This window comes from Rhodococcus sp. EPR-147, from assembly GCF_001647185.1.
Classification (GTDB): domain Bacteria; phylum Actinomycetota; class Actinomycetes; order Mycobacteriales; family Mycobacteriaceae; genus Rhodococcoides.
Map to the genome: position 1 here is coordinate 1 of NZ_LVCU01000057.1, position 24903 is coordinate 24903.

A 24903-nucleotide genomic window follows, 5' to 3' on the forward strand; every position below is an offset into this window, starting at 1 on the left:
TTGTTCTCGTATCCGGCGTACGAGTGGATGACGTACCAGTCGCCGGGAGCGCGACGCAGAGCCGCCTTCATCTCGGCGACGGGATCCTCGGGCTCTGCCGTGACGTCGGCGTCAGCGGCCTCGTCGCCTTCGGCGGCAACGTCGTCCCCGGCGGCAGCGGCCACGTCGGCCTTGATTGCTTCGTCGGTCTCGCGGTCCTGAGCGGCCTGCTCCGCTTCGAGGCCCTGCTTGGTCGCCTCGACATCGGCGTCGAATGCGGCCACTTCGGTGGCGTCGTTGTGCGGCGTGCTCACGTCAGCACCCTTTCTCTAGTTTCCTGCTCGGTTCGATCGTCGAAAAGTCGGCCGTCTCGGTCAGCCGAACAGCCAGCCGACGCCCTTGATGAACAACACGTCGAGACCGCTGATGTACGCGACCATGAACGTCAGGAAGACGAGCACGACGGTGGTGTAGGTGACCATCTGCTTCTTGTTCGGCCAGATGACCTTGCGCAGTTCGGCAACAACCTCGCGGAAGAACTGCAGCAGACGCATGAACACGTTCGGCCGCTTGTCGGCTTTGACCTTGCCCGATCGAGTCCTGCCGGTCTTGGTCTTGGCCGGCGCGGTGGATGCGGCCGGAGCCTTGGACATCGACACGCCCGAAGCGCTACCGCGGGACCTGCTGGTGGATCGCTTGCCGGTGGGTACCACGGCGTCTGCAGCGGATTCACCGGCAGTGGTGTCAGCATCGGAAGGACGGCCCTCGGAGCCAGGTGCGACGTCGCCCGAAGCCGAGGAGTTCTCGAACTCCTCCTCCGATCGACCGTCGCGCTTACCGCGCTCCTCGCTCACGTCGTTCCTCTCAGTTGCTGACACCTTGGGCAGGGGCGACAGGACTTGAACCTGCAACCTACGGTTTTGGAGACCGTTGCTCTACCAATTGAGCTACGCCCCTTCGGCCGAAACTTCTCGGCCGCTCTGGTGTCCATCCAGCTCATCCACACGACCCACGCGACCTCCGGAGGAGGACGCGGGCAGCGCGGAGCGCCGAATTACCCCAGAAATCTCAGTGTACTGCACACCCTTCGGAACAGATAAATCCCGTCGTCCCGGCGGTGAACGACCTCCGCCGGATCGACCATGCTCAGGCCAAGCGCACCGTTGCGGTCGCTCGCCCGAAAATCTTCTTGCCTGCGGACTTCGCGACGATGGCGACGATCGCGGTTCGCTCGTCGGCGTCCACAGACTTGACCTTGCCGGTGAACTCCACCGACGCCGGGGCATCGGCCGGGACCAACACCGCACTGGTGAAGCGCACGTTGTACTCGGTGACCGCACCCGGGTCGCCGAGCCACGACGTGACGAAACCGGCACCGAGGCCCATCGTGAGCATCCCGTGCGCGATGACGTCGTCCAATCCGGCCAGCGCGACGACCTCGTCACTCCAGTGGATCGGGTTGGGATCGCCGGACACGCCTGCGTAGTTGACCAGGTCGCCGCGGGTCAGGGACACCACTCGCTCAGGCAGTTCGTCCCCGACCGATACGTCGTCGAAGTTACGAAGCGCCATGCCTGATCACTTCCTTCACCGCATGGGCGATGTTCTCGTCGATCTCCCCGCCGGTTCGCGCGACGATCGTCGTCCACGTGGTTTGCACGAGGTCGCCGTTCTGATCGGTGATGATGTTCTTGGTGGTCATGATGTCGCTGCCACCCATCTGCCGGAACGACTCGAGATACACGTCGCAAAAAATTCGATCGCCGACCTGGATCGGGCGATGGAATTCCAGTTTTTGATCGGTCTGCAGAATCTGACTCGGGTCGTAACCCGTGATGACCTCTTGCAACATCCGGGTCTGCGACATGATCCCGAGCAGGGAAACGAAGGTCAAGGGCGCGAGGAGACCGTCGTAACCGAGGCCCTTCGCTGCGTCCTCGTCGTGATGCGCGGGATGAAAATCCTGGACGGCACGCGCATACTCACGGACCTTCTCGCGGCCGACCTCGTAGAAGTCGTCGACGCGGAAATGACAACCGACCATGGACGCCGCGTGAGCGGATGCATCCATGGCCGGTACGTCATGTGGAGCTTGTGACACGGTGGAGACCTTTTCTACCCTGGACGCAAGAGCCGTTAGGGAAGAAAATGCGACCTAACGCCGGGCGCCGACGAAAAATCGGAACTGCGAACCAGCGAGCCGAGCAGACTAGCGAGATTCGCGGTGCGCCCGATGCGTTCCGCAGTTGGAGCAGAACTTCTTCAGCTCGATGCGGTCGGGGTCGTTCCGACGGTTCTTCTTGGTGATGTAGTTGCGGTGCTTGCAAACCTCGCAGGCCAAGGTGATCTTGGGCCGCACATCGGTGGAGGAGGCCACTGGACGCCTACTTTCGGGTAAATCTGATCAGGGTCAATCAGGACTGTTCATGAGTGCTACTGGTCGTGCTTGCCTACTGTGTAGCGGTGACCGGACTTGAACCGGCGACGCAACGATTATGAGTCGTTTGCTCTACCAACTGAGCTACACCGCCTCAGGTGCTCACCGTCCACCATCCCACGCGGGGAACGCGACGTCGAGCCATCCAATCCAGCGAGCCCCCTAACGGAATCGAACCGTTGACCTTTTCCTTACCATGGAAACGCTCTACCGACTGAGCTAAGGGGGCGGGATCAGAACACATCGAGCCGTGCGCTGAAGCCTTCAAGAGGTTACACATTCGGAGCGCCGACTACCAAATTGCGTGGTCAGCGAGCCGTTCCTGTCCCTCTTCACATGGAAACCCCAGCGAGAGAAATCCTCGCCGGGGTTCCAGGTGTGGCAGATGTAGGATTCGAACCTACGTAGGCATAAGCCGACGGATTTACAGTCCGCTCCCATTGGCCGCTCGGGCAATCTGCCGTGATGCGATCGAAGCCCGTACTGCTCTTCGGCGCGGTGAGAAGAATACAACGAACGTCCCCCCGGAACGCAAACCGGGTGGATACGGTCGGTAGCGGGCCGATAAAGTCCCTGCGGGATGTGGACCGACACCACCGCCAAATCAAATTTTCGATTCGACTGGAGAGTGTGAGAAGTGGCTGATTCGTCCTTCGACGTAGTGAGCAAGGTCGACCGACAGGAAGTGGACAACGCCGTCGGACAGGCCGCGAAGGAGCTGGCGACCCGCTTCGACTTCCGCGGATCCGACACCAGCATCGAATGGTCCGGTAGCGGCGAGTCGGAGACGATCGTCATCACCTCCGAATCCGAGGAGAAGGTCAAGGCCGCCCTCGACGTGTTCAAGGAAAAGCTGATCCGACGGGACGTCTCTCTCAAGGCCTTCGAGACCAACGATCCGGCCGCGTCCGGCAAGGTCTACAAGGTCACCGGCAAGCTGGTGCAGGGCATCACGACCGAGAACGCCAAGAAGATCTCCAAGAAGATCCGCGACGACGGCCCCAAGGGCGTCAAGGCGCAGATCCAGGGCGACGAACTGCGCGTGAGCAGCAAGAAGCGCGACGATCTGCAGGCCATCCAGCAGTTGCTCAAGAACGAGGACTTCGGCATCGCGCTGCAGTTCGTCAACTACCGATAGAGCGGCTTCTCACCTGGGTCGTTCGGCAGGCTCCACTCCTGTGCCGCATGTGAACGGAACCTCGTAGTGGACTACGAGTTTCTGCTCACATGCGGCGCGGCCGCTCAATACGGCCGGTGGCCGGCCATGCGCTCGAGTCGCTCGATGCGGTCGGCCATCGGCGGGTGGGTGGCGAACAGCTGCCCGGCCTTGTCGCCCATGCGGAACGGATTCGCGATCATCAGATGCGACTCCGCCGCCAACCGCGGCTCGGGCGGCAGCGGTGCCAGCTGCACTCCCTGCTCGAGCTTGCGGAGCGCCGACGCCAGCGCCAACGGGTCACCGGTCAGCTCGGCCCCGGACTGGTCGGCCTGGTACTCACGCGACCGAGAGACCGCGAGGCGAACCAGGCTGGCCGCAACGGGCCCCAGCATCGACACCAGCAGCAACGCGAGCGGGTTCGGGCCCCCGTTGCCACGTCCGCCGAAAATGTTGGCGAAGAAGGCCAGGTTCGCCAGACCCGAGATGACCGATGCCATCGCACCGGCCACCGACGAGATCAGGATGTCGCGGTTGTAGACGTGCGAGAGCTCGTGCCCGAGCACCGCGCGCAGTTCCCGTTCGTCCAGGATCCGCAGAATGCCCTCGGTGCAGCACACCGCAGCGTTGCGGGGGTTGCGGCCGGTGGCGAACGCGTTGGGGTTGTTGGTGGGACTGACGTACAGCGCAGGCATCGGCTGATGAGCGGCCGTCGCCAATTCGCGCACGATGCGATACATCGCCGGCTGCTCGAGCTCGGTCACCGGGACGGCATGCATCGACCGCAGGGCCATCTTCGCGCTGTTGAAGTACGCGTAGCCGTTGACGCCGACTGCCAACACGATGGAGCCGATGAGAATGGTCGCGTTACCGAACAGCGAACCGATGAACACGATGAGCGCCGACATCCCGACCAACAGGCCGAAAGTCTTCGCACCGTTCGCGTAACCGTTCATGACTGAAGATGCCTCCTCGTACCGGGTCTTCCTACCCGATTCAACGAAAACACCTGGGCCGGCAGTTCCCGGCCCGAAGTCCGAGCCGACTACCCGACGCGCTCGACGGTGTAATTCACCAGGCGGCCGAGGGCATCGTTGGCCGGACCCTGCGGCAACAGGGCGAGTTCTGCGTGTGCCCGCGCGGCATATTCACCGAGTGTCTTCTTTGCCGAGACCATGCCGGGTGAGCGCTGCAGCAGCTCCAGAGCCTCGGTGACCAGCGCGTCTTCGGTGACCGGACCGGCGAGGATCTCGCGCAGCCGATCGCCGTCGGAACCTTCCTCGCGCAGCGCGAAGAGCACCGGCAGAGTGTGTACGCCCTCCCGCAGGTCGGTACCGGGAGTCTTTCCGGACTGCTCGGTTGCCGAGGAGATGTCGATGATGTCGTCGGAGATCTGGAAGGCTGTTCCGACGGCGTCACCGAGGCGCTCGAGGCGTCCCACATGTTCGGCGTCGCCGCCGCTGAACGTTCCGCCGAAGCGTCCGCAGGAGGCGATGAGCGATCCGGTCTTCTCCCACACGACCTTCAGGTAGTGCGCGACGGGATCGTCGGTGCTCTTGGCCCCGATGGTTTCGCGCATCTGACCGGTGACGAGTTCTGCGAAGGTCTCGGCGATGATGCGGACGGCGTCGGGTCCGAGGGTGGACACCAGACGAGACGCATGGGCGAACAAGTAGTCGCCTGCGAGGATCGCCACACTGTTGCCCCAGCGTGAGTTCGCGCTCTCGGCACCTCGACGCATCGACGCCTCGTCCATGACGTCGTCGTGATAGAGCGTCGCCAGATGAACCAGCTCGACGACCGTGGCCGCGGTGACGATCGCCGGATCGGTCGGCGACGGTCCCAGCTGACCGGTCAGCACGGTGAACAGGGGTCGGAAGCGCTTTCCGCCGGCCTTGGCCAGGTGCAGAGCGGCCTCGGTAAGGAACTCCTCACCGTCGGAGAGCTCGCTGATCATCAGTTCTTCGACGCGTGCGAGGCCGTCGGCGACGGTTCGCGCGAGCTCCGGGTCACCCAGGTCGACTCCGGCAACGACCGTTGCTACGGCAGCGTCGTCTGTACTCACGATGTTGGTCCCTGTCCTGTCGTCGACATGCCGGCGGCAGCGGCGAAGCGCCACTGCTCGCCTTCTACCGTAGTGAACCTAGCGTGCACACCGGTGGGACGGTGTCACCGACCACAGGTGACGCTTCACACGGCATCGACCGGAGGCCCTCGGCGCACCCGTTCGTAGAAATCGGGATACTGGAACACGTGACCTCTTCCCACCCGGCCCCACCCACCGCGACCGACGTTCTGGTCGTGGGCGCGGGCCCCGCAGGATCGTCCGCTGCGGCATGGGCCGCGCGATCCGGCCGCGACGTCGTCCTGGCCGACGCGGCAGTGTTCCCCCGCGACAAGACGTGCGGCGACGGGTTGACGCCACGTGCCGTCGCCGAGCTCGATCAGCTGGGTCTGGGCGAGTGGGTGCGCGGCAAAGCGCGCAATCGAGGACTGAGACTGAGCGGTTTCGGGCAGGAACTGGAACTCGAGTGGCCGAGCAAGTCCCTTCCCACCGTCGGAAGTGCCGTTCCCCGAACCGAATTGGACGACAGGATTCGCGTCGCCGCAGTCGAATCCGGGGCCGTGATGGCCGAGGGAGCGAAGGCTGTCGCCGTCACCCGCGACGGCAATTCGGTCTGCTCGGTAACCCTGCAGACCGCCGCCGGCGCACACGAGATCTCCTGCCGCACAGTGATCGTCGCCGACGGTGTCCGCTCCACTCTGGGCAAGCAACTCGGGCGGCAATGGCATCGCGACACCGCATTCGGCGTCGCCGCTCGCGCCTACATCGACTCGGGCCGCAGCGACGACGAATGGATCAGCTCGCACCTCGAATTACGTGACGCCGCAGGCACTCTGCAGCCCGGCTACGGCTGGGTCTTCCCGCTGGGCGACGGAACCATCAACATCGGCGTCGGCACCTTGGCCACCGCCAAGAGGCCGGCACCCGGAGCGCTGCGGCCACTGCTCGACCTCTACACCCACCAGCGACGCGGCGAATGGGACCTCGGCGGGGAGTTGCGCTCGGTGGCGTCGGCATTGCTGCCGATGGGCGGCGCGGTCTCGGGAATCGCAGGCACCAACTGGGCCATCATCGGCGACGCCGCAGCCTGCGTGAACCCACTCAACGGCGAGGGCATCGACTACGGACTCGAAGGCGGTCGCATGGTCGTCGACCTGCTCGATCACCCCGATCTCACCGACGCCTGGCCGACCTTGCTGCGCGAGCACTACGGGCAGTCCTTCTCCATCGCTCGACGCCTCGCCGGACTGTTGACGGTGCCGAGATTCCTGCCCGCAGCGGGACCGGTGGGCATGCGCTCGCGGGCACTGATGAAAGTCGCCGTCCGCTGCATGGGCAACCTCATCACCGAAGCGGACAGCGACCTCGTCGCCCGCACCTGGCGGGCATCGGGAAGCGGATCACTGAAAATCGATTCCCGACCGCCTTTTACCTGAATCGCGTCAGGGCCGAGTTGCCTTGTGCAGAGCCACAATTCCACCGGTGAGGTTGCGCCACTGCACGTCGGTCCAACCGGCGTCGGCGATGCGTTGCGCCAATTGCTCCTGCGTCGGCCACGCGCGGATGGACTCGGCCAGGTAGACGTAGGCGTCGGGGTTACTGCTCACGGCGCGAGCGACTTTCGGCAACGCCTTCATCAGGTACTCCATGTACACCGTGCGGAACGGTCCGAACACCGGCGTGGAGAACTCCGAGACGACGAGCCTGCCACCGGGCTTGGTGACGCGGGCGATCTCGCGCAGGCCTGCGTCGAAATCGGAGACGTTGCGGAGGCCGAAGGAGATGGTGGCGGCATCGAAGCTGGCGTCGGCGTAGGGCAGTGCCATCGCGTCGCCTGCGACCATCGGAACGCCTCGCTGCAGTCCTGCCTGCAGCATGCCCTTGGAGAAATCGGTGGCCACACACCAGGCTCCGCTGAGCCCGAGTTCGACGGTCGAGACACCGGTGCCTGCGGCGAGGTCGAGTACCCGCTCGCCAGGTTTGAGATCGAGGGCGCGCCGAGTCAGTTTGCGCCAACTCCGGTCCTGTCCGAACGACAGAACCGTGTTGGTGATGTCGTATCGACGGGCGACGCCGTCGAACATCGACGCCACCTCGTGGGGCTCTTTTGCCAGGGTTGCGCGTGATGTCTGGGCCACGAAGTCCAGACTACTCAAGCGATCTTCTGCACCCGCGGCGCTGTGATGCCTTGCACGTCGTAGTAGTGCGAGATCAGCTCGTCGCAGATGGCAGGCCAGGTGCGGTGCAGTACCGATTTGCGGGCTGCGTCGCCGAAGCGGGCGCGGGTGGTGGGTTCGGCGAGCGCTCCGACGGCGCTGGGTAGCAGTTCGGTGAACTTGTCTACCGGCAGCAGGTATCCGTTGCGGCAGTGCGAGACCAGATCGCGCGGGCCTCCCGCGTCGGGCCCGATGACGGGGACGCCGCTGGCGAGGGCCTCTTGCACTGCCTGGCAGAAGGTTTCGTGTTCGCCGGGGTGGACGAAGATGTCGAAGCTGGCGTAGGCCCGAGCGAGTTCGGCACCGCCGAGTTGGCCGGTGAAGATCGCTCCGGGCATCAGGGTCTGCAGTGCCGCTGTGTCGGGTCCGCCGCCGACGATCACCAGCTGGATCGACGGGTCTGCGGCCAGTACGGCGAGCCGCTCGACGTGCTTCTCCGGGGCCAGCCTGCCGACGAAGCCGACGATCAGCTTCTCCCCTGCTCCCCACTGGTTTCTGAGCATCTGAGACGTAGCCGAGGGTGCGAACCGGACGGCGTCGACTCCCCTGGCCCACCGGTGGACGCGCGGAATGCCGTGCAACTCCAACGCGTCGACGGCCGAGGTGGACGGGGCCAGGGTGCGGGCCGCGCCTCTGTGCAGTCTCCTGGTCCAGCGCCACGCGGCCTTCGAGGTGAGGCCGAGGCCGTAGCTGGCGGCGAAACCGGCGACATCGGTCTGATAAACGGCGACCGCGGGCACGTCCAGCCGGTTGGCTGCGGCCAGGCCGCCCGCTCCGAGCAGGAACGGTGACGCCAGGTGTACGACGTCGGGGGCGAAGGCGCGCATCGCCGAGACCATGCCCAGCCCGGGGACGCCGACGGGCAGCGAGCTCACTTTGGGGACCATGACGGACGGCACCCGGTGCACCGGAACGTTGTCGTGCCACGTCGCGGCTCTGGGACCGGACGGATTGTCCGGAGCGATGACGATGGCGTCGTGCCCCGTCTTGTCGAGGTGCTCGAGGACACGGATCACCGAGTGGGTGACGCCGTTCATGTTGGGCAAGAACGATTCCGCAACGATGGCTACTCGCACGATCCTCAGTGTGGGCGGCCCCGCCGTCGGCCAGGTATGGACAACGTTACGTGTGGGCCAACGTCACACGAATTGCGCGAGAGCACCCACGACGGATCGGGGTTGGTGCGATGTTCGGATCCCGCGAACACCGTGGGAACCGTCTCGTTGCCGTCGTTCACCGATCGCACTCGCGCGGCCGCAGCGGGGTCCTGGCGGATGCTCGCCCACACGGCTTTCTTTCCGCGCAGCAGCAGCGCCACCCGCAACCGCAAGCAGACGATGCATCCCGGACGCCAGTAGATCAACGGCACAGATTTCTCCGTTGCCTGATTGCGCGACGCGTCGTCGGACAGAGATCGCGGATACAGCACCGGCGTCGTCAGGACCAGAACGAACACCACGGCGAGCACCATCACCACGATCGAGGACGCAATGTTTCCGAAGTTCACCAGCGCGAACCCGGCGACCGAACCGAGGGCAGCGAGGACGAAATGCTTTGCGTTACGCATTCTCGGCCTCCTTGCGACGTAACCAGAACAGCGCCGGACCGGCGATCAGCCACGTGACGACGATGACGGATCCGGCCGGAACGATCGCGACGGTGGCGTCGCGGCCCGCGACGCGAACCAACTCGACGTCCGGGTCGGCCTTGTAGTACTCGACCTCGATGCGCTGGCCCGCGACGAGATTGGTGGGGTACAGCACGCCGAGAGGGGGGTTGTGCGTCACACCGTCGGGGGTGATGAAGCTGACGGCCGAGCGCAACTTGCCCGCGGACAGTACCTCGGCGGTGGCGGTGCCCTTGTCGGAGTCGATGGTGACGTCGTTGCGCCAGGCCCCGATGACGAGAAGCACGGCGAGGACAGAAATCGCGACGGCGCCCACCAGCACGACCAACCGGGCCCTGTGCAGCGTTCGGCTGCCTCTGTCGGTATCGGTCACAGCGATCAGGTTACTTCGCAGCCGACGCAACTCGGCTCGGGTAGCGTCTGGACTCATGTCGCGCAGCTTCGAGTTCACCGTCGAATCGTCCAATCCCCCCGCTGACGTGCACGCAGCACTCACCAGCGAGGACCAGTGGATGGCGCGCTTCGCCAAAGCGAAGAAGACCGACGGGTACGAGCTGACCAAGCACGACGACGGTGGCCTGACCGTCGACATCTCCGAAGAGGTCGGCACGTCCGAACTTCCCGGCTTCGTCACGAAGGTGATCAAGGGAAAGCTGATCGTCTCGCGCACCGATCACTGGGGGCCACTCGAGGGCGACCGCGCCGAGGGGACACTGATCGGCGGCACCACCGGTTTGCCCGCGAAGGTGAACGGCACCCTGTCGTTGCGCCCCAACGGCACCGGCGCGAAGCTGATCGTCAAGGGTGACTCGACCGTGAAGATCCCCATCGTGGGCGGCAAGATCGAGGATTTGATCAACAAGATGATCAAGGACATGATCGACCAGGAAACCGGCCAGACCCTCGAATGGGTTGCAGCGCAGGAGAACTAGAGACGCGCCCGAATCGCCGCGTGTAGATCGCGCAGTCCCGATCGTTCGGTCGTCACTTCAAGCACCCTGATTCCCGTGGCATGTCCGGTGAGTTCGGTTGCCAGATCGGCCAAGTCGACCAGTCGATGCTCCACGCGGTAGGCACCGCACAGCGCGCCGAGGTCCATGCCGTGCGGCGTACCGAACACTCTCTCGAACACACCCGCGTACTGCGGATCGCCCTGTTCGAGGAGCTCGAAGATACCGCCGCCGTCGTCGTTGGCGACGACGATCGTCAGGTCTTCGGGACGCGGTTCACCGGTGCCGATCAGCAAGCCCGCTGCGTCGTGCAGAAATGTCAGATCACCGAGAAGTGCCACGGTGCGCCGCTTTCCGGCCATCGCGGCACCGATGGCCGTCGAGACGGTGCCGTCGATACCGGCCACGCCGCGGTTGGAGAGAACCTTCACGTCCGGGTTCGGAGTCGCCACCAGGGCGGCGTCGCGCACGGGATTGGACGCTCCGAGCACCAGTTGATCTCCGGACCGCAGCGCAGACATGACCACGTCCGCCACGTGCAGTCCCGTCGGCTTGGGGTGCTCTCGAAGTTGTTCGTGCACAGCCAGTTCGGCTCTCTCGGAGTGCGCGGCGCAGCGGGCGATCCAGGCGGGGTCGGGCGCACCGGTGGTGACTGCTCGGGTACCGGTGGCCAATACGTTGCCCGAGACGTCGGGCCAGCGCGGACCGGTGGTGAGCGCGATGACGTCCACGGCCGGATCGGCCAGCAGCGCCGAGACCTGCCTGTGCAGCGTCGGCCGCCCGGTGATGACGGCCTGGCGCGGCTTCAACTGCGCAAGAGCCAAGGGATGCAACGGGATTCCGTGCAGGGGTGCGGTCGGCTCGGCGACGGTCGGCAACCCGGCCAGCTCCGGACGCACGGCACCGCCGTGACCGGAGACGACCACGGTGTCGATTGTCAGATCCAGTTCGACGGGGACGTCCAATGTCGCCTGCGTGGTCGAGGTCCACGGCAACCCGTCGGGCCGACCCTCCGGACGCGCGCCGGGATCGCCGATCGCAGGCACCAGTGGCTCGCGCAGCGGGATGTCGAAGTGCACCGGACCGGCGTTGCCGGAGCGTGCGCCGCGCGCCGCGGCTATGACGCGGGAGACGGCGCTGCGCCACTGACTGTTCTGCTTGGGTCCTTCCTCGGCGAGTCCGAGGCTGATCGTCGCGCGTACCTGAGATCCGAACAGACCGAGCTGCTCGATGGTCTGGTTCGCGCCGGTGCCGAGCATCTCGTACGGGCGGTTGGCGCTGATGACGATCAGCGGGATGCGCGCGTAATTCGCTTCGAGAACCGCAGGCCCCAGATTGGCGACCGCGGTTCCCGACGTCATGACCACAGGAACGGGCTGACCACTGCCCAGGCTCAGGCCGATGGCCAGAAAGCCCGCGGTTCGCTCGTCGATCCGCATGTGCAACCGCAGGCGGCCGGCAACGTCCGCCTCCTGCAACGCGAACGCCAGCGGGGCGTTCCGCGAGCCGGGGCACAACACGACGTCTCGGATCCCGCTGCGCGCCAGTTCGTCGACGACTGCGGTGGCCTGTGCGGTGGACGGATTCACAGAATCCAGAGTGTCAGATGCGTCGGTCAGCCGCCGCAACCGGGCTTTGACAGTATTGACGTGTGCGTACAGTCTTCCGGCCCGATGAGGTCTCCCCCCGCCGCTTCTACCAGCTCCTGACCGCGTCGGTGGTCCCCAGGCCGATCGCATGGATCTCCACCGTCTCGGCCGACGGTGTGGCGAACCTCGCGCCGTACAGCTTCTTCACGGTGTCCTCGGTGGAACCGCCGGTCGTGCAGTTCACCTCGGTGAGCCGCAAGGACAGTCTGCGCAACATCGAGGCCACCGGAGAGTTCGTCGTCAATCTGGCGACGGCACCGTTGGTGGATCAGGTCAACGGCAGCTCGGCGAGCTTCGATCACGGCGTCAGCGAATTCGAGGAGCTCGGGATCGAGAGCGAACCCAGCACCGTCGTCACACCACCGCGCGTTGCGGCCGCTCCGATCTCCATCGAGGCGAGACTGCATCGCGTCGTCGAGGTAGGAAACTGCTTCGTCGTCATGGGCACCGTCGTCGCCCTGTCCGTGCGTCCCGAATATCTGGCCGAGGACGGACTGCCCGAGTTCGACGCCATCGCCCCGCTCAGCCGCCTCGGCCGTACCGAGTGGGGGTTGCCGCCCGAGGTTCGTGAGATCGAGCGCCCTTCTTGATTCGCTGGTCGCTGCTGATTCTCGTCACGGTCGGCCTGACCGTCGGCGCGGATGCTCTGGGAATTCCGTCGGCAGCACTGTTCGTCGCGCTGCTGGTGGCGGTGATCTTCGCGCTCGCCGGCTGGGCACCGACCACCGGAACCGAGCGCGCCCCGCTGCCGCGCCGACTCGGCATGGTGGCTCAGGCGGTGCTGGGTGTCGAGATCGGAACACTGGTGCAGCGAGACACCCTCAGCTCACTGGGCGACGCCTGGTTGCCGGTGCTGCTGGCATGCGTCGGAACGCTCGTGTTGTCCATCGCCGCGGGCGCGCTGCTGGGACTGCGTAAGGACATCGATTCGCTGACCGGTGCGCTGGCACTGGTCGCGGGCGGCGCGTCGGGGCTGGTGGCCATCGCCCAGGAACTCGGCGGCGACGAACGCGTCGTGGCGGTGGTGCAGTACCTGCGGGTCGTTCTCGTCACCACCACCCTGCCCCTGGTGGCGACACTGGTGTTCCGCGCACAACCCGGTCAGTCGACGATGCTCGCCGATTCCGGCGCTCCGCTGTACATGGACCTGGCCTTCGTTCTGGTCTGCGGCGGGGTGGGAGTCCTGCTCGCGCTGGCACTCCGATTTCCCGCTCCGGCGCTGCTGGGCCCGCTGATCGTCGCCACCTGCGCCGACGTCCTCGGGTTCTCGTTCGACGCCAGTGTTCCCACGTTGCTGCTGTGGGCGGCGTACATCGTGATCGGGTGGCAAGCCGGTCTGCGATTCACCGTCGCGAGCCTGAAGTCCATTTCGCGGGTGCTGCCGTCCGCGTTGCTGCTCATCATCGCCGTCACCGTCGGGTGCGCGATGTTGGGGCTGTGGTTGGCCTCGGCGACGGGCACCAGCGGATACGAGGGCTACCTCGCCACCACCCCGGGTGGGGTGTACGCAGTGTTGGCCATCGCGGCATCGACCGGTGCGAACGTGACGTTCGTCGTGGCCGCCCAGGTGATCCGAGTGTTCATGATGCTGTTCGCGGTGCCGATGGGAGCGAAGGTGGTCCAGCACTATCGGCGAGGGCGGCCCGAGTGAACAGACGCCACCCCATCGGAGTTGGATCGGCCGATGTCGTCGGCACGGCCGAGGACGGATTAGTGTCATCTCACATGTCCGGCTTGGGAAAAGGTCACACGGTCGTCACCGACTCGGTAGATGTCGACAGCGCATCGTTCGCCTCGCTGCGCGCCCGTCCTCTCCCCCGCGCCGAACGCTACGAACTGGGTCGACGCCTCCGCGAGAAGGTACCGATCGCCTCCCTGGGTGACTGGACCCCACCGGCGGATCGACCCGACCCGGTCAAGCAGATCGAATACTCCCACCAGGGACGCATCGAATGGCTGATCCCGACGCGCCTCGAGCGGATGGTCGAATCCCCGTACGGATTCCTGCGTGGCACGGCCATAGTCATGGCCCGGGACGTGGCGATGTTGCCGTCGACCGGCATCAACCCGGTCATCAGCGGCGACGCCCACCTGGGCAACTTCGGGTTCTACGCCTCCCCCGAACGCGACCTCGTCATCGACCTCAACGACTTCGACGAGGCCCACCCGGGAGCCTGGGAATGGGATCTACGACGCCTCGCCGCAAGCATCTGGGTGGCCGGGCGGCAGAACGGCCGCACCGAGGACCAGTGCCGCGACGCCGTCACCGCCTGCGTGTCCGCGTACCGAATCGAGGTGGCCAGACTTGCCGACGAACCACTGATGTCGCGATCGTTCCAGCGCCTGACGGCCGAGAAACTGCAGCGCGACGCCACCGAGGGGTCGCTGCGCAAGGAGATCAAACGCGCCACCAAGAAGGCGCGTCGACGCACCAGTGACCGCGTTCTGCCGCGCTTCACCGAAAAGCACGAGGGCAAGCGCAGAATCGTCGAGGAGCCGCCGATCACCACCCGCATCTCGGCGCGGGACGAGGAACTTCTCGCCGTCGGATTGGACGAGTACCTGCTCACCCTCACCCCGCACTGGCGTCGAGTGCTCGGTGGATACACGTTGATCGACGTGGCGCACCGCGTCGTCGGCGTCGGCAGCGTCGGACTGCGGGCGTACGTGGCTCTGCTCGAGGGCACCAGCGAGGACGACGTGGTGTTTCTGCAGCTCAAGCAGGCCAGACGCTCGGTGCTCGCGCCGTACGTGCACGGCGAATCGGCCTGGCACGATCATCAGGGCCAGCGGGTCGTGGAGTATCAGCAGGATCTGCAGACCGTCAGCGATCCGCTGCTGGGCTGGACGACCATCGCCGGACGGCAGTACTACGTGCGCCAGTTCCGCAACATGAAGGGAACGATCGACCTGTCGTCGATCGACGCACCCGCTCTGGTCGACTACGCGCGGGTGGTGGGCCGACTGCTGGCCAAAGGACATGCGCGCACCAGTGGCGCGTCGATGATCTCGGGTTACACCGGCGATTCCGACGCCCTCGAGGTGGCGCTGTGCCGCTTCGCGCAGCTGTACGCGGATCAGACGGAAGCCGACTGGGAGCGATTGAGCGCTACGCGCATGTGAACGGAAACTCGTAGCCTGCTAGGAGGTGGGAGTGGAGCCCGCGGAACGACCCGAGGGCTCCACACTCACATGCGGCGAAGCCGCTCAGGCGTGCTTGGCGACCAGGTCACCCACCCGAGGCAGTGCCTCGGTGACGTTCTTCTTCGCCGAGCCACGCAGGCTGCCGTAGAACTTCTTGACGACGGACTTGTCGGTCTCCTCGATGCGCGCATCGGTGACCGAGAGCAGTGCGTCGGAGGCGGCGTCGCCGTTGGCGGCCAGGTACTGACCGAACGTGCCCTGCGGGGCAGCGTTGTACGACTGCCAGAACGGGTCGAGCTTGTCGACGAAATCGGGCCACAGAGCCGAGACCGCGTTGTCGATGTACGACGGCCCGACCTTCTTCACCGCGCCGTATCCCCCCTTGACCGCGAGCCCGCTCGCACCCTTCTTGTCTGCGACTTCGGCGTCGATCAGTGCCAGGACATCGACGCGCAGCGCGTCGGCCTTGGACTCGTCGAGCAGTGAATCCTTTAGTGCAGCAACCACTTCGAAGTTCCTCCCAGATGTGTCAGCGGCCCCACGCGGACCGGGCGCAAGACTACCGCAGAAGGGCGTGGCAGCGCCGAACTCGATCGATCCACCACTGCGTGCGATCGGCGTCCGCATCGAGCTCGATCAGGGCCTCGGCGTCGGGTTCGAGGCTGCCGACCGGATACGTTCCGTCGATCACCTCGGGCGCGGGTGCGACGTCTCGAACGAACAGTGCGCCTGTCCCCAGACCGCAGGCGAATTCGAGATGCGGCAGCGCAGCAGCTGCGGCCAACCCGGCCGAGATACCGACGGCCGAATCGAGCGCACTCGACACCACCACCGGCACGCCGTACTCCCCCAGTTCACCTGCGAGCTCGAGCAGCGCCCGCATTCCACCGAGCGGAGCCACCTTGAGCACCGCGACGTCGGCTCCGCCTGCACGGACTACCTTCATCGGATCCTCCGCCCGGCGAATGCTCTCGTCGGCAGCGATCCGCACCCCGCGCACCCGACGCCTCACTTCGACCAACTCCGGCACGGACGCGCACGGTTGCTCGGCGTACTCGAGTGGACCGTCGGCGGTCAGGGCGGCCAGAGCCGCAACAGCCTCGTCGACGCTCCAACCCCCGTTGGCGTCGACCCGTACCCGCGGAACCAACTCGCGCACCGCGCGCACCCGGGCGACGTCGTCGGCGAGGGTCTGCCCCTTCTCTGCCACCTTGACCTTCGCCGTCTCGGCCCCGGGGAACCGGCTCAGCACCGACGCCACGTCCGAAGCCGCTACCGCCGGAACCGTCGCGTTCACCGGGATGCGTCGGCGCAGCGGACTCGGCGGGCCGTCCCACGCGGCTTCGATCGCCGACGCCAACCACGGGGCCGATTCCGCGTCGTCGTACTCGGGAAACGGTGAGAATTCACCCCAACCGGCGGGCCCGCGCATCAACATCACCTCACGGGTGGTGATGCCACGGAACTTGGTGCGCATCGGCAGCGAGAGCACGTGTGCACCGTCGAGCACATCGTCGATCGGGGGAATCATTGCTGCCCCGGGAGCAGCTGCACCATCAACGCCTCGCAGTCGGCCAACAGGTTGCCGTCCAGATCGGTCAGCCGGGCGTTGATGAACGTCTTGCGTCCCTCGACCCGATCCACCGCACCCTCGACGACCAGCTCGGTATCGAGCGGCGTCACCTTGCGGTAGTTGATGTGCAGATACGCCGTCCGGCTGATGGGCCTGCCGTACGCGTGCTGGATGAGGCCGAAGAGGTCGTCGAACAGTAGTGGCAGGGTGCCGCCGTGCGCTGCGGAGTTACCCCCGAGATGGAAACGACGGAACATGCCCCGACTACGGACGCCGTCGGCGTCGATCTTCTCGATGATCCACGGCATCAACAGCAGCGAACCTCGACCCGGCAGACGCGGAACGCGCCCGGCGGTCTGGCGGCCCTCGGCCACCACGTGCGGGGTCAGCAGCTCGATCAGTTCCCGGGCTTTGTCGGCCGCCGCCTGGGTGACCTCGGCCGGCAACGAGGTCGATACCGCGAGGTCCTGCACCGTGCGCAGCGCCTCGAGCAGCTGCCCGTACTCCGGCCCCACCTTCGCAGGCACGAAACGCGGGAAGCCCCCATGGTGGTCGTAATCGCGGTCCAGTTCGATCGGGTCGGTCATGACTGCACGCTAGCTGCACCGACCGGTCGGCACGGACCCAGCCCTGATCCGGCGTCGGTCCACACTAAGCTGACGCCCGTGACCTTCACCCCAGCACTGTGGCGTCCCGTTCCCGGCTTCGAGGACCTGACCGACATCACGTATCACCGGCACGTGTCCGACGCGACCGTCCGGGTTGCGTTCGATCGTCCCGAGATTCGCAACGCGTTTCGGCCGCACACCGTCGACGAGCTCTACCGCGCGCTCGAACATGCTCGGGTGAGCTCCGATGTGGGGACCGTACTGCTCACCGGCAACGGGCCGAGCAGCAAGGACGGCGGGTGGGCCTTCTGCTCCGGCGGTGACCAGCGCATTCGCGGACGCAGCGGCTACCAGTACGCAGACGGAGAGACCGCCGACACCGTCGACAAGGCCCGCGCCGGGCGCCTGCACATCCTCGAGGTGCAGCGCCTCATCCGCTTCATGCCCAAGGTGGTCATCTGCTTGGTCAACGGCTGGGCAGCGGGCGGCGGCCACAGCCTGCACGTGGTGTGCGATCTGACCCTCGCGAGCCGCGAGCATGCCCGGTTCAAGCAGACCGACGCGGACGTCGGCAGCTTCGACGGTGGTTACGGCAGTGCGTATTTGGCCAAGATGGTCGGTCAGAAGTTCGCCCGGGAGATATTCTTTCTCGGCGAGACGTACTCGGCCGAGGAGATGCACCGTATGGGCGCAGTGAACAAGGTGGTCGATCACGCAGAGCTCGAGAACACGGCAATCGAGTGGGCTGCGAAGATCAACGCGAAATCACCTCAGGCACAACGAATGCTGAAGTACGCCTTCAACCTGCAGGACGACGGCCTGGTGGGTCAGCAACTGTTCGCCGGTGAAGCGACACGCCTGGCCTACATGACCGACGAGGCGGTGGAGGGTCGCGACGCCTTCCTCGACAAGCGCGAGCCCGACTGGTCTCCCTTCCCCCGATACTTCTGACCCACTGGTGATTTCGACGTCGCTCCGCCGAAACCACCACAGTGCTGTCGGCGCTCTACGCGCCTGGTTCACCCAGCCCTACGACTACCGCTGGATGGCGGACTTCCAGAACTCCCGGCCCGCCGGAAAGATCGTCCGGTGGGTGATGGCATTCCTGACGCTCAACTTCGGCGTGCTGGCGGTGGTGTCGCTGTTCTCGGAGGACACCTCACGCAGCCCGGTCGCCGTCGCCTGGAAAGCATGTCTGGCAGTCATGGTCGTGGCCGTCAGCGCGGCGTGGATCACCAGACCGTTTCCCGGCCGACTCGGGGTGGTGGCGTTCGCAGTCTTCGCCGACCTCGGAACGGCGTCGGCGATAGCGATCAACCCACTCGCGGACGCGCTCATGACCTGCACGCTGTTCGCGGTGATCGGGACGTTCTGCACGTTCTGCCTCAGTCCACGCTGGCTGCTCGCGCACCTGGTGTTCGCGGTGGCGTGCACGCTCGTCGCCGCGGCGGCCACGCACTCCGGTGGGGAGATCGACACCGCCTCACTGATCTTCCGGACGCACGTCGTACTGCTCGCGATCGCCGGCGTTCCGCTGGTGTCGCATCTGCTCATCACCATGTTGACCGACGATGCCCGCAATTCGTTGCTCGATCCGCTCACCGGTCTGCGCAATCGTCGTGGTCTCGACGCGGCCATCGACGAGGTGTGGCCACTCGGCCGAGAGAAGGATCAGTGCTCGGCGGCGGTGATGATCGACATCGACCGCTTCAAATCCGTCAACGACATGTACGGCCACGAGGAAGGCGACGCGGTCATCGTGCGGGTCGCCGAGCGTCTGCGAGCACACCTGGGCGACTACGGCGTCATCGCGCGCACCGGCGGCGAGGAGTATCTCGCCGTCGTGTCGACGTCACGACTCCACATCGATGCTCTGGTCCACGGAGTACGCCGAGCGCTTCGCGATCCCGAGGATCCCATCGCGGTAACGGTCAGTGTTGGGGCCGCGATTCTGCACGCGGATTCGCCCGTGTGGGACCAGAACCTCGACATCGTGACGCGGGCAACGCGGGTCGCGGACTCGATGATGTACGAGGCGAAGGCCGCGGGCGGCAACCGAATCGCGACGACCGAACTGTGAGAGAGACAGGAGTGGAGCCTGCGGAAGGACCATCTGTGATCGTGGTATCCATGCGGGGTGGACATACTCGCTTCTCGGACAATTCTTCGGCCGGTCGACTACGAGAGGACTCTCGAGTTCTACCGTGACGGTCTCTCGTTGGCGGTGTGTCGCGAATACCCCGGTGGGACGGTGTTCTTCGCGGGGCAGGGCCTGATCGAGGTCGCAGCGCACCATCGCGGTGACGAATCGGGGTCGTTCTCCGGTGCCCTGTGGCTTCAGGTACGCGATATCGGTTCTGCTACAGAGGAATTGACCGCAGCCGGCATCGAGATCGTCCGTGAGGCGCGAACCGAGCCGTGGGGTCTGATCGAGCTGTGGATCGAGGATCCGGACGGGATTCCCATCGTGCTGGTGCAGATTCCACAGGATCACCCGTTGCGAAAGGACAACCGCTAACGGTCTTTCGCGCCGTCGGCGATCGTGCGAAGCACTGCCGTTGCCGACTGGGGCCGCGACCACAGATATCCCTGCGCCAGCGTGCAACCGAGTTCGAGGGCCGCGTCGGCTTGTTCGCGACTTTCGATGCCTTCGACGATCATCGTCAGATCGAGATCCTTCGCCACTCCGGCCAACGATCTGATCATGGCGCGGCCGGCCACGGTGTCGACGAACCTCGTCAGGTGCCCGTCGATCTTGATGCCGTCGGGCTGCAGCGTCACCAGTCGTTCGAGCGAAGACCAGCCCGAGCCGAAATCGTCGAGCAACACCCGGAAGCCGAGCCGGTGCACGTCGTCGATATGCCTGCGCAGCAGCGGCCCCGGCGTCACGGCAGTGGTCTCGGTGAGCTCGAGCGAGATCGACGACGGCGACACCCCGGAGGACGCGATGGCACGCTGCAGCTGACTGACACCGTCGGGATGGGCGAGGTGGCGTCCGGAAATGTTCACGGTCAGTCGCAGGTCCGGACGGTGGACGTGCCACTTCTTCATTTCGGCAGCGGCCTGGGTGAGCACACTGAGGTCGACGTCGATGATCAGTTCGCTGGCCTCGGCGAACGGTACGAAATCCGCCGGCACCACCATCCCCCTGGTGGGGTGGTGCCACCGCGCCAATGCCTCGAAGCCGACGATCTCCTCGGTGCGCAAGTCCACGATCGATTGGAACCAGGGGACGATGTGACCGTCGGCGATGGAGTCGGCGATGTCGTTGTCGCTGCCCAGCCGAATGACGCCGGATCCGACGCGGCGATGCAGATCGAGCTGCTCCTCGAGCACCGACGCGAACTGTTCGAGTTCCTGCATCTGCTCACCGGAGAGCGGACGGGGCGTGCGATCGAGCAGGCAGAGGGTGCCGATGACCAGGCCCTCTCGCCCACGCAGCGGAACCGACGCGTACGACGCGATGCCGTTCTCGTCGAGGATGGCGCGCTGCCGAGTGGTGGCGTGCACGCGACCGTGCGCCACGACTGCAGGTTCGCCGGAACGCACCACGTCGTCGCACAGGGTGTCGGCTCGCACGACGGTGGACACCGGCGGTCCACCGATGTTGACCAGCGTGTACTGAGTGTCTTCGTCGAGCACGTTGAGCTGTGCGATGGCGAATCCGACGCTGCGTGCGGCGAATTCGACCGTCGATCGCAGAGCAGGCGTCGTCGCCTCGAAATCGAGGTAACGACGGGCGGAGTCGCTCTGCCGGCGAGACTGGGAGCGCGCGGGGTCCGCGACCTCACCGTCCACCGGCATCACCTCGCAACGACCAGCCGGGCCCGTTCTGGAACCGGATCCAGGCGAGTTTAACCGTGCCGGATCTGCAGTTTCGACCGATAGCCCAACCTGGAGCGGTCACAACGACGGATAGCGCGTGTGCAGCAGCCGATGCCGCAGCACGGCTGCGGCGAGTCGCTTGCCTTCCTCGGTCGCCACCGAACCGGACGGCTCCGGTTCCGAAACACCCGGTCCCGACGCGCCCGGTTCCGTCGGCTCGAACGCTCCGAGGGCACCCAGTTCGGCAATCAGGGTCCGCGCCAGCGGCTCGGCGTGCTCGGCAGCGGGCTCCTCGCCGGAATGGGTCCACCCTTCGGCGCGCAGCAGACGCGCGAGGTCGTCTGCTGTCGCGTCCACGTCGGTGACCTCGTGACCGACGATCATCCGTGCCAGAACCACCTCGGCGGCAATCGTGTCCGGGTGATATTCGGTGCCGACGATGCCTGCGGTGAGCACGCGCCAGAGCCCGTCGGAGCTGAGCTGCCGTGTCCGCGCCGTCGGCACCAACCGCCCGGCGGAACGACGCAGCAGACGCACCCTCATCAGGAGGCGTCGGACGATCAGTACTTTCTCGGTGTCGAGTTCGCGGCCGATGTGCAAGGGACGTTCGGCCGGAGGAAACACCGTGGTCGCAATGCTCGCCACCAGCTCGTCCGGCAGATACCCGGCGTCGGTCAATCCGACGCCGTCGCCGATGCATCCGATGAAGCTCTCCAGCCTGCGCACGCAGCCGTACACGGGCTGGGCGGCCTCGTGCAGCGTCTCGCGCAGCCCCAGATAGAGCTCGGCCCGCGGTGCGCTGTAGTTGCTCCACAGGTCGATGCGGTGGTCGAGAAGCTGCTCGAGCAGGACGGCCTCGGAGTCGTCCTTACCTCGCTCGGACGTCAGCACAGCATCGGTGACGCCGCGTCGGCGCATGGCCTGCGCGTTGGTGCCGAGCGGTCGCCCGCCGGGCTTGGACGGCTCGAACTCACCGGCGATGGTCGCGACTTCCAACGTCTCGCCGATCTTCTCGACGATGGCCCGCTCGACGCCGGTCGGAGCGTCCTGCCAGGTGACGAGATCGGTATCGACGGCACCGATACCCGATTGTTCGGTGGCGGCGCGATAGTGCTGCAACCACACGGCATCGTCGGAGATTCGCACGAGCTCCTCGGTGACGGTGCTCCGAGCTATCTCCGCGTATCCGACGCGTCCAAGGCGGTCGAGTAGATCGCCGAGCGCACGGGCGATGTCGACCGCACGATCGGGCCCCTCGGCCGCGTGGCGCAGATACACCCACAGGTAGGTCTGCACGGAATGTTGCGTCGGGCCCGCGGGCGGAGACACCTCGACCAGACCGTCCCACCCCAGGCGCGCATCGGCGGCGAGCGCGGGATCGACGGAATCGAAGTACGACAGAGCTGCCCACACCGCGTCGTCCATGCCCGATCCCTTCACGATGTTCCACTGTTCCACAGCAACTCGACGTCGGGTGACAACCGCCGGGCCGACAGGTGCGCCCGTCCTGGTTCGAGCCCAGCGACTAACCTCGAGTCCGTGCTCGAGAGCGTATCCATTCCGTCGGGACCGGCAGCGGCGAACATCATGCCGCGGCTGAGCCGCATGCTCGCCGGCCACGGCCCGGCCCTGCTTCCCGTGCCGGCCGACGATCCGCGTGAGACCGAGCGCCTGCACGACGCCTTGGCACCGGGAACACCCATCGACGACGGCGTCGCGCTGGTCGTCGCGACCTCTGGAACGACGGGCATTCCCAAGGGAGCGATGCTGTCGGCCGCTGCGCTGGTGGCGTCGGCAACGGCCACCGAGGAGCGACTCGGCGGACCCGGGTCGTGGCTGCTGGCGTTGCCCGCGCACCACATCGCCGGAATGCAGGTGCTGCTACGCAGTGTGCTCGCCGGAACCTCGCCCGTGATCATGGACGTGTCGAGAGGTTTCGATCCCACCGCTCTGATCGACGCGATCGGCCGGATGTCGGGGCCCCTGCGCTACACGTCGCTGGTGCCCGGGCAGTTGGTGAAGGCATTCGAGATCCCCGAGGCCGTGGCTGCGTTGGCCTCGCTCGATGCTGTGTTGTTGGGCGGGGCGGCAACACCGGTTCCGTTGCGACAGAAGGCACACGACGCGGGAATCCGATTGGTGCGGACCTACGGAATGAGTGAAACGGCCGGCGGCTGCGTGTACGACGGAGTTGCACTGCGCAACACGGTGGTTCGCATCGACGACGGCAGGGTCGTGTTGGGTGGAAAAACCTTGGCCTCGGGATACCGCGGACTGCCCGACCACCCGGCCTTCGCCGAACCGGGATGGTTCCGCACCGACGACGCCGGAACCATCGTCGACGGAGTTCTGAGCATCTCGGGGCGACTCGACGAGGCAATCTCGACCGGCGGACTGACCGTCGTGCCGCAGGTCGTCGAGGCTGCACTGGCCACCCACCCCGCCGTGCTGGAATGCGCCGTCGTCGGATTGCCCGACGAGCGCCTGGGCCAGAAAGTGGTGGTCGCGGTAGTCGCCTCCGCTCCGGTGACACTGGCGGACTTGCGCTCCCACGTCGCCGCTTCGCTGGACATCACCGCGGCACCCCGAGAATTGTTCCTCCTCGACTCACTACCGACACGAGGGCCGGGAAAACTGAATCGTGCGGAACTGCGAACGGTGCTCGAAAAACGCTGAGTGACTGGGGAGTTCCGACCGAGCGCAGCGGTTCCGGATTGAGCGCAGCGGTTCCGGTTAGACCGCAAATGCGCGCGCGTTTGTCAGGTGCGCGCGGACTGGTCAGCGAACAGGTGGCGACACTGCGCGCGTTCAGCAAACGCGCACGCATTTGCCCCGGAGCGCTCACTCGAGCGGCGTGCCTTGATGGTGCACCAATTCCCAACCGGTGTTCGTGCGTCGCCACAGCGAGGTTCTGCGAGCTCGCGCATCGGGTGTTCTCGAAATCCACTGCAGCAGAACACAATCTGCACCGATTACCCGTCCGATCGGTTCGATCACCTCGATCTCGACGGGGCTTTCGCTACCGAGCAAGTCGAGTATCGACGACTTGTCCCACACCGTTCCCGAGGCTCCGACTTCGGTGAAGTCGTCGGCGAGCAGGAGGGCAAGCCTCTCGCGATCGCGTCGACACTCCGCAGTCTGCAGCTCTCGTTCCAGCGCGAGAACTGTAGACAAGTCGTTGTCAGCGTTGGGTCGACCGGCAGAGACAGACGGCATGGCTGCACTGTCTCACGCACGAACGCCTCACGCACGCACGCCTCACGCACGAATGCACGCACGCCTCACGCACGAATGCGCGCGCGTTCGTCAGGTGCACGCGAAGTCGTCGGCCGGCAGGTAGCGAACCTGCGCGCGTTCGGCAAACGCGCGCGCATTTGCGCCGGTGGTGGGTGGGCGAACGACCGAGCAGCCGACGCCTCAGCCCGCCATTTTCTCGTACAACCGCTCGACGTCGGACTCGGACCAGTTGGCAGGCTCGAGGATGTCGGCCCACATGTACACCGCGTCGGCTCCGTAGCTGTGGCCGTGCCCGTCGTCGACGTTCGTGGAGAAGACCTGATCGAACGTCAACTGCCAGAAGGTCACGAACGGGAACCACTGCACTCCGGGATCGACGTCCGCGCCGCGGGGTTCTCGTAGCCAGTCGGGCCGGTTCAGGATCAGATCCGGCGACC

The 24903-nt window shown here is 65.8% G+C and carries 28 protein-coding genes, 4 tRNA genes and 1 pseudogene; 10 read left to right on the top strand and 23 right to left on the bottom strand.

Features of this window, described 5'->3' with window-relative positions; genetic code table 11:
• The 9 genes and pseudogenes from A2J02_RS02360 to A2J02_RS02400 all read right to left on the bottom strand — a co-directional run.
• Positions 1-293 (bottom strand): annotated as a pseudogene (locus tag A2J02_RS02360) (transcription termination/antitermination protein NusG); the annotation flags it as partial.
• A 60-nt stretch (positions 294-353) separates the two neighbouring features.
• Positions 354-833, bottom strand: a complete 480-nt coding sequence (gene secE, locus A2J02_RS02365; protein WP_068046259.1) for a preprotein translocase subunit SecE — start codon at positions 831-833, stop codon at positions 354-356.
• A gap of 30 nt (positions 834-863) precedes the next feature.
• Positions 864-936, bottom strand: a tRNA-Trp gene (locus tag A2J02_RS02370).
• A 189-nt stretch (positions 937-1125) separates the two neighbouring features.
• Positions 1126-1551 (bottom strand): (3R)-hydroxyacyl-ACP dehydratase subunit HadB, encoded by a 426-nt coding sequence (hadB, locus tag A2J02_RS02375; RefSeq protein WP_068046262.1) that lies wholly within the window; start codon positions 1549-1551, stop codon positions 1126-1128.
• Positions 1538-2050: a (3R)-hydroxyacyl-ACP dehydratase subunit HadA gene (gene hadA / locus A2J02_RS02380; protein WP_068046265.1), complete on the bottom strand. Its 513-nt coding sequence runs from the start codon at positions 2048-2050 to the stop codon at positions 1538-1540. The genes hadB and hadA overlap by 14 nt, the downstream gene beginning before the upstream one ends.
• A gap of 138 nt (positions 2051-2188) precedes the next feature.
• Positions 2189-2356, bottom strand: coding sequence for a 50S ribosomal protein L33 (gene rpmG, locus A2J02_RS02385; RefSeq protein WP_027498281.1), 168 nt, complete (start codon positions 2354-2356; stop codon positions 2189-2191).
• A gap of 81 nt (positions 2357-2437) precedes the next feature.
• Positions 2438-2510: transfer RNA gene (locus tag A2J02_RS02390), tRNA-Met, on the bottom strand.
• A gap of 62 nt (positions 2511-2572) precedes the next feature.
• Positions 2573-2645 (bottom strand) — tRNA-Thr (locus A2J02_RS02395).
• A gap of 150 nt (positions 2646-2795) precedes the next feature.
• Positions 2796-2878 (bottom strand) — tRNA-Tyr (locus A2J02_RS02400).
• Between the two features lie 175 nt (positions 2879-3053).
• Between A2J02_RS02400 and A2J02_RS02405 the strand changes: the two genes are divergently transcribed.
• Positions 3054-3554, top strand: coding sequence for a YajQ family cyclic di-GMP-binding protein (locus A2J02_RS02405; RefSeq protein ID WP_008713817.1), 501 nt, complete (start codon positions 3054-3056; stop codon positions 3552-3554).
• A gap of 104 nt (positions 3555-3658) precedes the next feature.
• Here the strand turns inward: A2J02_RS02405 and htpX are convergent, their stop codons facing one another.
• Together htpX and A2J02_RS02415 are read right to left on the bottom strand one after the other, a co-directional pair.
• Entirely contained in the window at positions 3659-4528 is an 870-nt protein-coding gene (gene htpX / locus A2J02_RS02410; protein ID WP_068046268.1) for a zinc metalloprotease HtpX, read from the bottom strand.
• Between the two features lie 89 nt (positions 4529-4617).
• Positions 4618-5637 (bottom strand): polyprenyl synthetase family protein, encoded by a 1020-nt coding sequence (locus A2J02_RS02415; protein WP_068046271.1) that lies wholly within the window; start codon positions 5635-5637, stop codon positions 4618-4620.
• Between the two features lie 188 nt (positions 5638-5825).
• On the opposite strand from A2J02_RS02415, the gene A2J02_RS02420 reads away from it, so the two are divergent.
• A complete protein-coding gene (locus A2J02_RS02420) occupies positions 5826-7073 on the top strand; it encodes a geranylgeranyl reductase family protein (protein WP_082898605.1) in 1248 nt (415 codons plus the stop codon).
• Between the two features lie 6 nt (positions 7074-7079).
• Here the strand turns inward: A2J02_RS02420 and A2J02_RS02425 are convergent, their stop codons facing one another.
• Genes A2J02_RS02425 through A2J02_RS02440 form a run of 4 tightly spaced genes read right to left on the bottom strand, consistent with a single transcriptional unit; the run spans position 7080 to position 9853 of the window.
• Positions 7080-7775 carry a demethylmenaquinone methyltransferase gene (locus A2J02_RS02425; protein ID WP_068046274.1) on the bottom strand — a complete coding sequence of 232 codons (696 nt, stop codon included), beginning with the start codon at positions 7773-7775 and terminating at the stop codon, positions 7080-7082.
• 14 nt (positions 7776-7789) lie between these two features.
• A complete protein-coding gene (locus A2J02_RS02430) occupies positions 7790-8929 on the bottom strand; it encodes a glycosyltransferase family 4 protein (protein ID WP_197477906.1) in 1140 nt (379 codons plus the stop codon).
• Between the two features lie 5 nt (positions 8930-8934).
• Positions 8935-9420 (bottom strand): glutaredoxin domain-containing protein, encoded by a 486-nt coding sequence (locus A2J02_RS02435; RefSeq protein WP_068046277.1) that lies wholly within the window; start codon positions 9418-9420, stop codon positions 8935-8937.
• On the bottom strand, positions 9413-9853 hold the full coding sequence (locus tag A2J02_RS02440) for a DUF3592 domain-containing protein (RefSeq protein WP_068046315.1): 441 nt from the start codon (positions 9851-9853) through the stop codon (positions 9413-9415). The genes A2J02_RS02435 and A2J02_RS02440 overlap by 8 nt, the downstream gene beginning before the upstream one ends.
• Before the next feature lie 55 nt (positions 9854-9908).
• Here A2J02_RS02440 and A2J02_RS02445 point away from each other — a divergent pair, with 55 nt between their 5' ends.
• A complete protein-coding gene (locus A2J02_RS02445; protein WP_068046280.1) occupies positions 9909-10412 on the top strand; it encodes a DUF2505 domain-containing protein in 504 nt (167 codons plus the stop codon).
• Here A2J02_RS02445 and menD read toward each other — a convergent pair.
• Complete coding sequence (gene menD / locus A2J02_RS02450; protein WP_068046282.1) at positions 10409-12019, bottom strand: 2-succinyl-5-enolpyruvyl-6-hydroxy-3-cyclohexene-1-carboxylic-acid synthase; 1611 nt, start codon at positions 12017-12019, stop codon at positions 10409-10411. The genes A2J02_RS02445 and menD overlap by 4 nt on opposite strands.
• A gap of 62 nt (positions 12020-12081) precedes the next feature.
• On the opposite strand from menD, the gene A2J02_RS02455 reads away from it, so the two are divergent.
• The 3 genes from A2J02_RS02455 to A2J02_RS02465 all read left to right on the top strand — a co-directional run bounded on the left by A2J02_RS02455 (position 12082) and on the right by A2J02_RS02465 (position 15202).
• Positions 12082-12669 (top strand): flavin reductase family protein, encoded by a 588-nt coding sequence (locus A2J02_RS02455; RefSeq protein WP_068046285.1) that lies wholly within the window; start codon positions 12082-12084, stop codon positions 12667-12669.
• Complete coding sequence (locus A2J02_RS02460) at positions 12666-13730, top strand: AbrB family transcriptional regulator (protein ID WP_068046288.1); 1065 nt, start codon at positions 12666-12668, stop codon at positions 13728-13730. The genes A2J02_RS02455 and A2J02_RS02460 overlap by 4 nt, the downstream gene beginning before the upstream one ends.
• A 74-nt stretch (positions 13731-13804) precedes the next feature.
• Positions 13805-15202 (top strand): DUF2252 domain-containing protein, encoded by a 1398-nt coding sequence (locus A2J02_RS02465; protein ID WP_068046318.1) that lies wholly within the window; start codon positions 13805-13807, stop codon positions 15200-15202.
• 84 nt (positions 15203-15286) lie between these two features.
• On the opposite strand, the gene A2J02_RS02470 is transcribed toward A2J02_RS02465, so the two are convergent.
• The 3 genes from A2J02_RS02470 to A2J02_RS02480 are packed head-to-tail and all read right to left on the bottom strand — an operon-like array spanning position 15287 to position 17383.
• Positions 15287-15730, bottom strand: coding sequence for a DUF6918 family protein (locus tag A2J02_RS02470; RefSeq protein WP_037187084.1), 444 nt, complete (start codon positions 15728-15730; stop codon positions 15287-15289).
• Positions 15731-15782: 52 nt separating this feature from the next.
• The gene (locus tag A2J02_RS02475) at positions 15783-16754 is read right to left on the bottom strand and encodes an o-succinylbenzoate synthase (protein ID WP_068046291.1); all 972 of its coding nucleotides are present in this window, start codon (positions 16752-16754) and stop codon (positions 15783-15785) included.
• Positions 16751-17383: a PaaI family thioesterase gene (locus tag A2J02_RS02480; RefSeq protein ID WP_068046293.1), complete on the bottom strand. Its 633-nt coding sequence runs from the start codon at positions 17381-17383 to the stop codon at positions 16751-16753. Before A2J02_RS02480 ends, A2J02_RS02475 begins: the two co-directional genes overlap by 4 nt.
• A gap of 78 nt (positions 17384-17461) precedes the next feature.
• Between A2J02_RS02480 and A2J02_RS02485 the strand changes: the two genes are divergently transcribed.
• The 3 genes from A2J02_RS02485 to A2J02_RS02495 are packed head-to-tail and all read left to right on the top strand — an operon-like array spanning position 17462 to position 19922.
• The gene (locus A2J02_RS02485; protein ID WP_068046296.1) at positions 17462-18355 is read left to right on the top strand and encodes a 1,4-dihydroxy-2-naphthoyl-CoA synthase; all 894 of its coding nucleotides are present in this window, start codon (positions 17462-17464) and stop codon (positions 18353-18355) included.
• 7 nt (positions 18356-18362) lie between these two features.
• A complete protein-coding gene (locus tag A2J02_RS02490) occupies positions 18363-19484 on the top strand; it encodes a GGDEF domain-containing protein (RefSeq protein WP_231893699.1) in 1122 nt (373 codons plus the stop codon).
• 57 nt (positions 19485-19541) lie between these two features.
• Positions 19542-19922: a VOC family protein gene (locus tag A2J02_RS02495; protein WP_068046300.1), complete on the top strand. Its 381-nt coding sequence runs from the start codon at positions 19542-19544 to the stop codon at positions 19920-19922.
• On the opposite strand, the gene A2J02_RS02500 is transcribed toward A2J02_RS02495, so the two are convergent.
• Positions 19919-21202 (bottom strand): sensor domain-containing phosphodiesterase, encoded by a 1284-nt coding sequence (locus A2J02_RS02500; RefSeq protein ID WP_231893700.1) that lies wholly within the window; start codon positions 21200-21202, stop codon positions 19919-19921. The genes A2J02_RS02495 and A2J02_RS02500 overlap by 4 nt on opposite strands.
• Before the next feature lie 105 nt (positions 21203-21307).
• A complete protein-coding gene (locus tag A2J02_RS02505) occupies positions 21308-22669 on the bottom strand; it encodes a hypothetical protein (RefSeq protein ID WP_068046324.1) in 1362 nt (453 codons plus the stop codon).
• Positions 22670-22816: 147 nt separating this feature from the next.
• Between A2J02_RS02505 and menE the strand changes: the two genes are divergently transcribed.
• Positions 22817-23905 carry an o-succinylbenzoate--CoA ligase gene (gene menE / locus A2J02_RS02510; protein ID WP_068046326.1) on the top strand — a complete coding sequence of 363 codons (1089 nt, stop codon included), beginning with the start codon at positions 22817-22819 and terminating at the stop codon, positions 23903-23905.
• Between the two features lie 165 nt (positions 23906-24070).
• Here menE and A2J02_RS02515 read toward each other — a convergent pair whose 3' ends face one another.
• Positions 24071-24445, bottom strand: coding sequence for a nuclear transport factor 2 family protein (locus A2J02_RS02515; protein ID WP_068046306.1), 375 nt, complete (start codon positions 24443-24445; stop codon positions 24071-24073).
• Positions 24446-24646: 201 nt separating this feature from the next.
• On the bottom strand, positions 24647-24903 hold a 257-nt coding region (locus A2J02_RS02520), incomplete at its 5' end, for an alpha/beta-hydrolase family protein (RefSeq protein ID WP_197477907.1).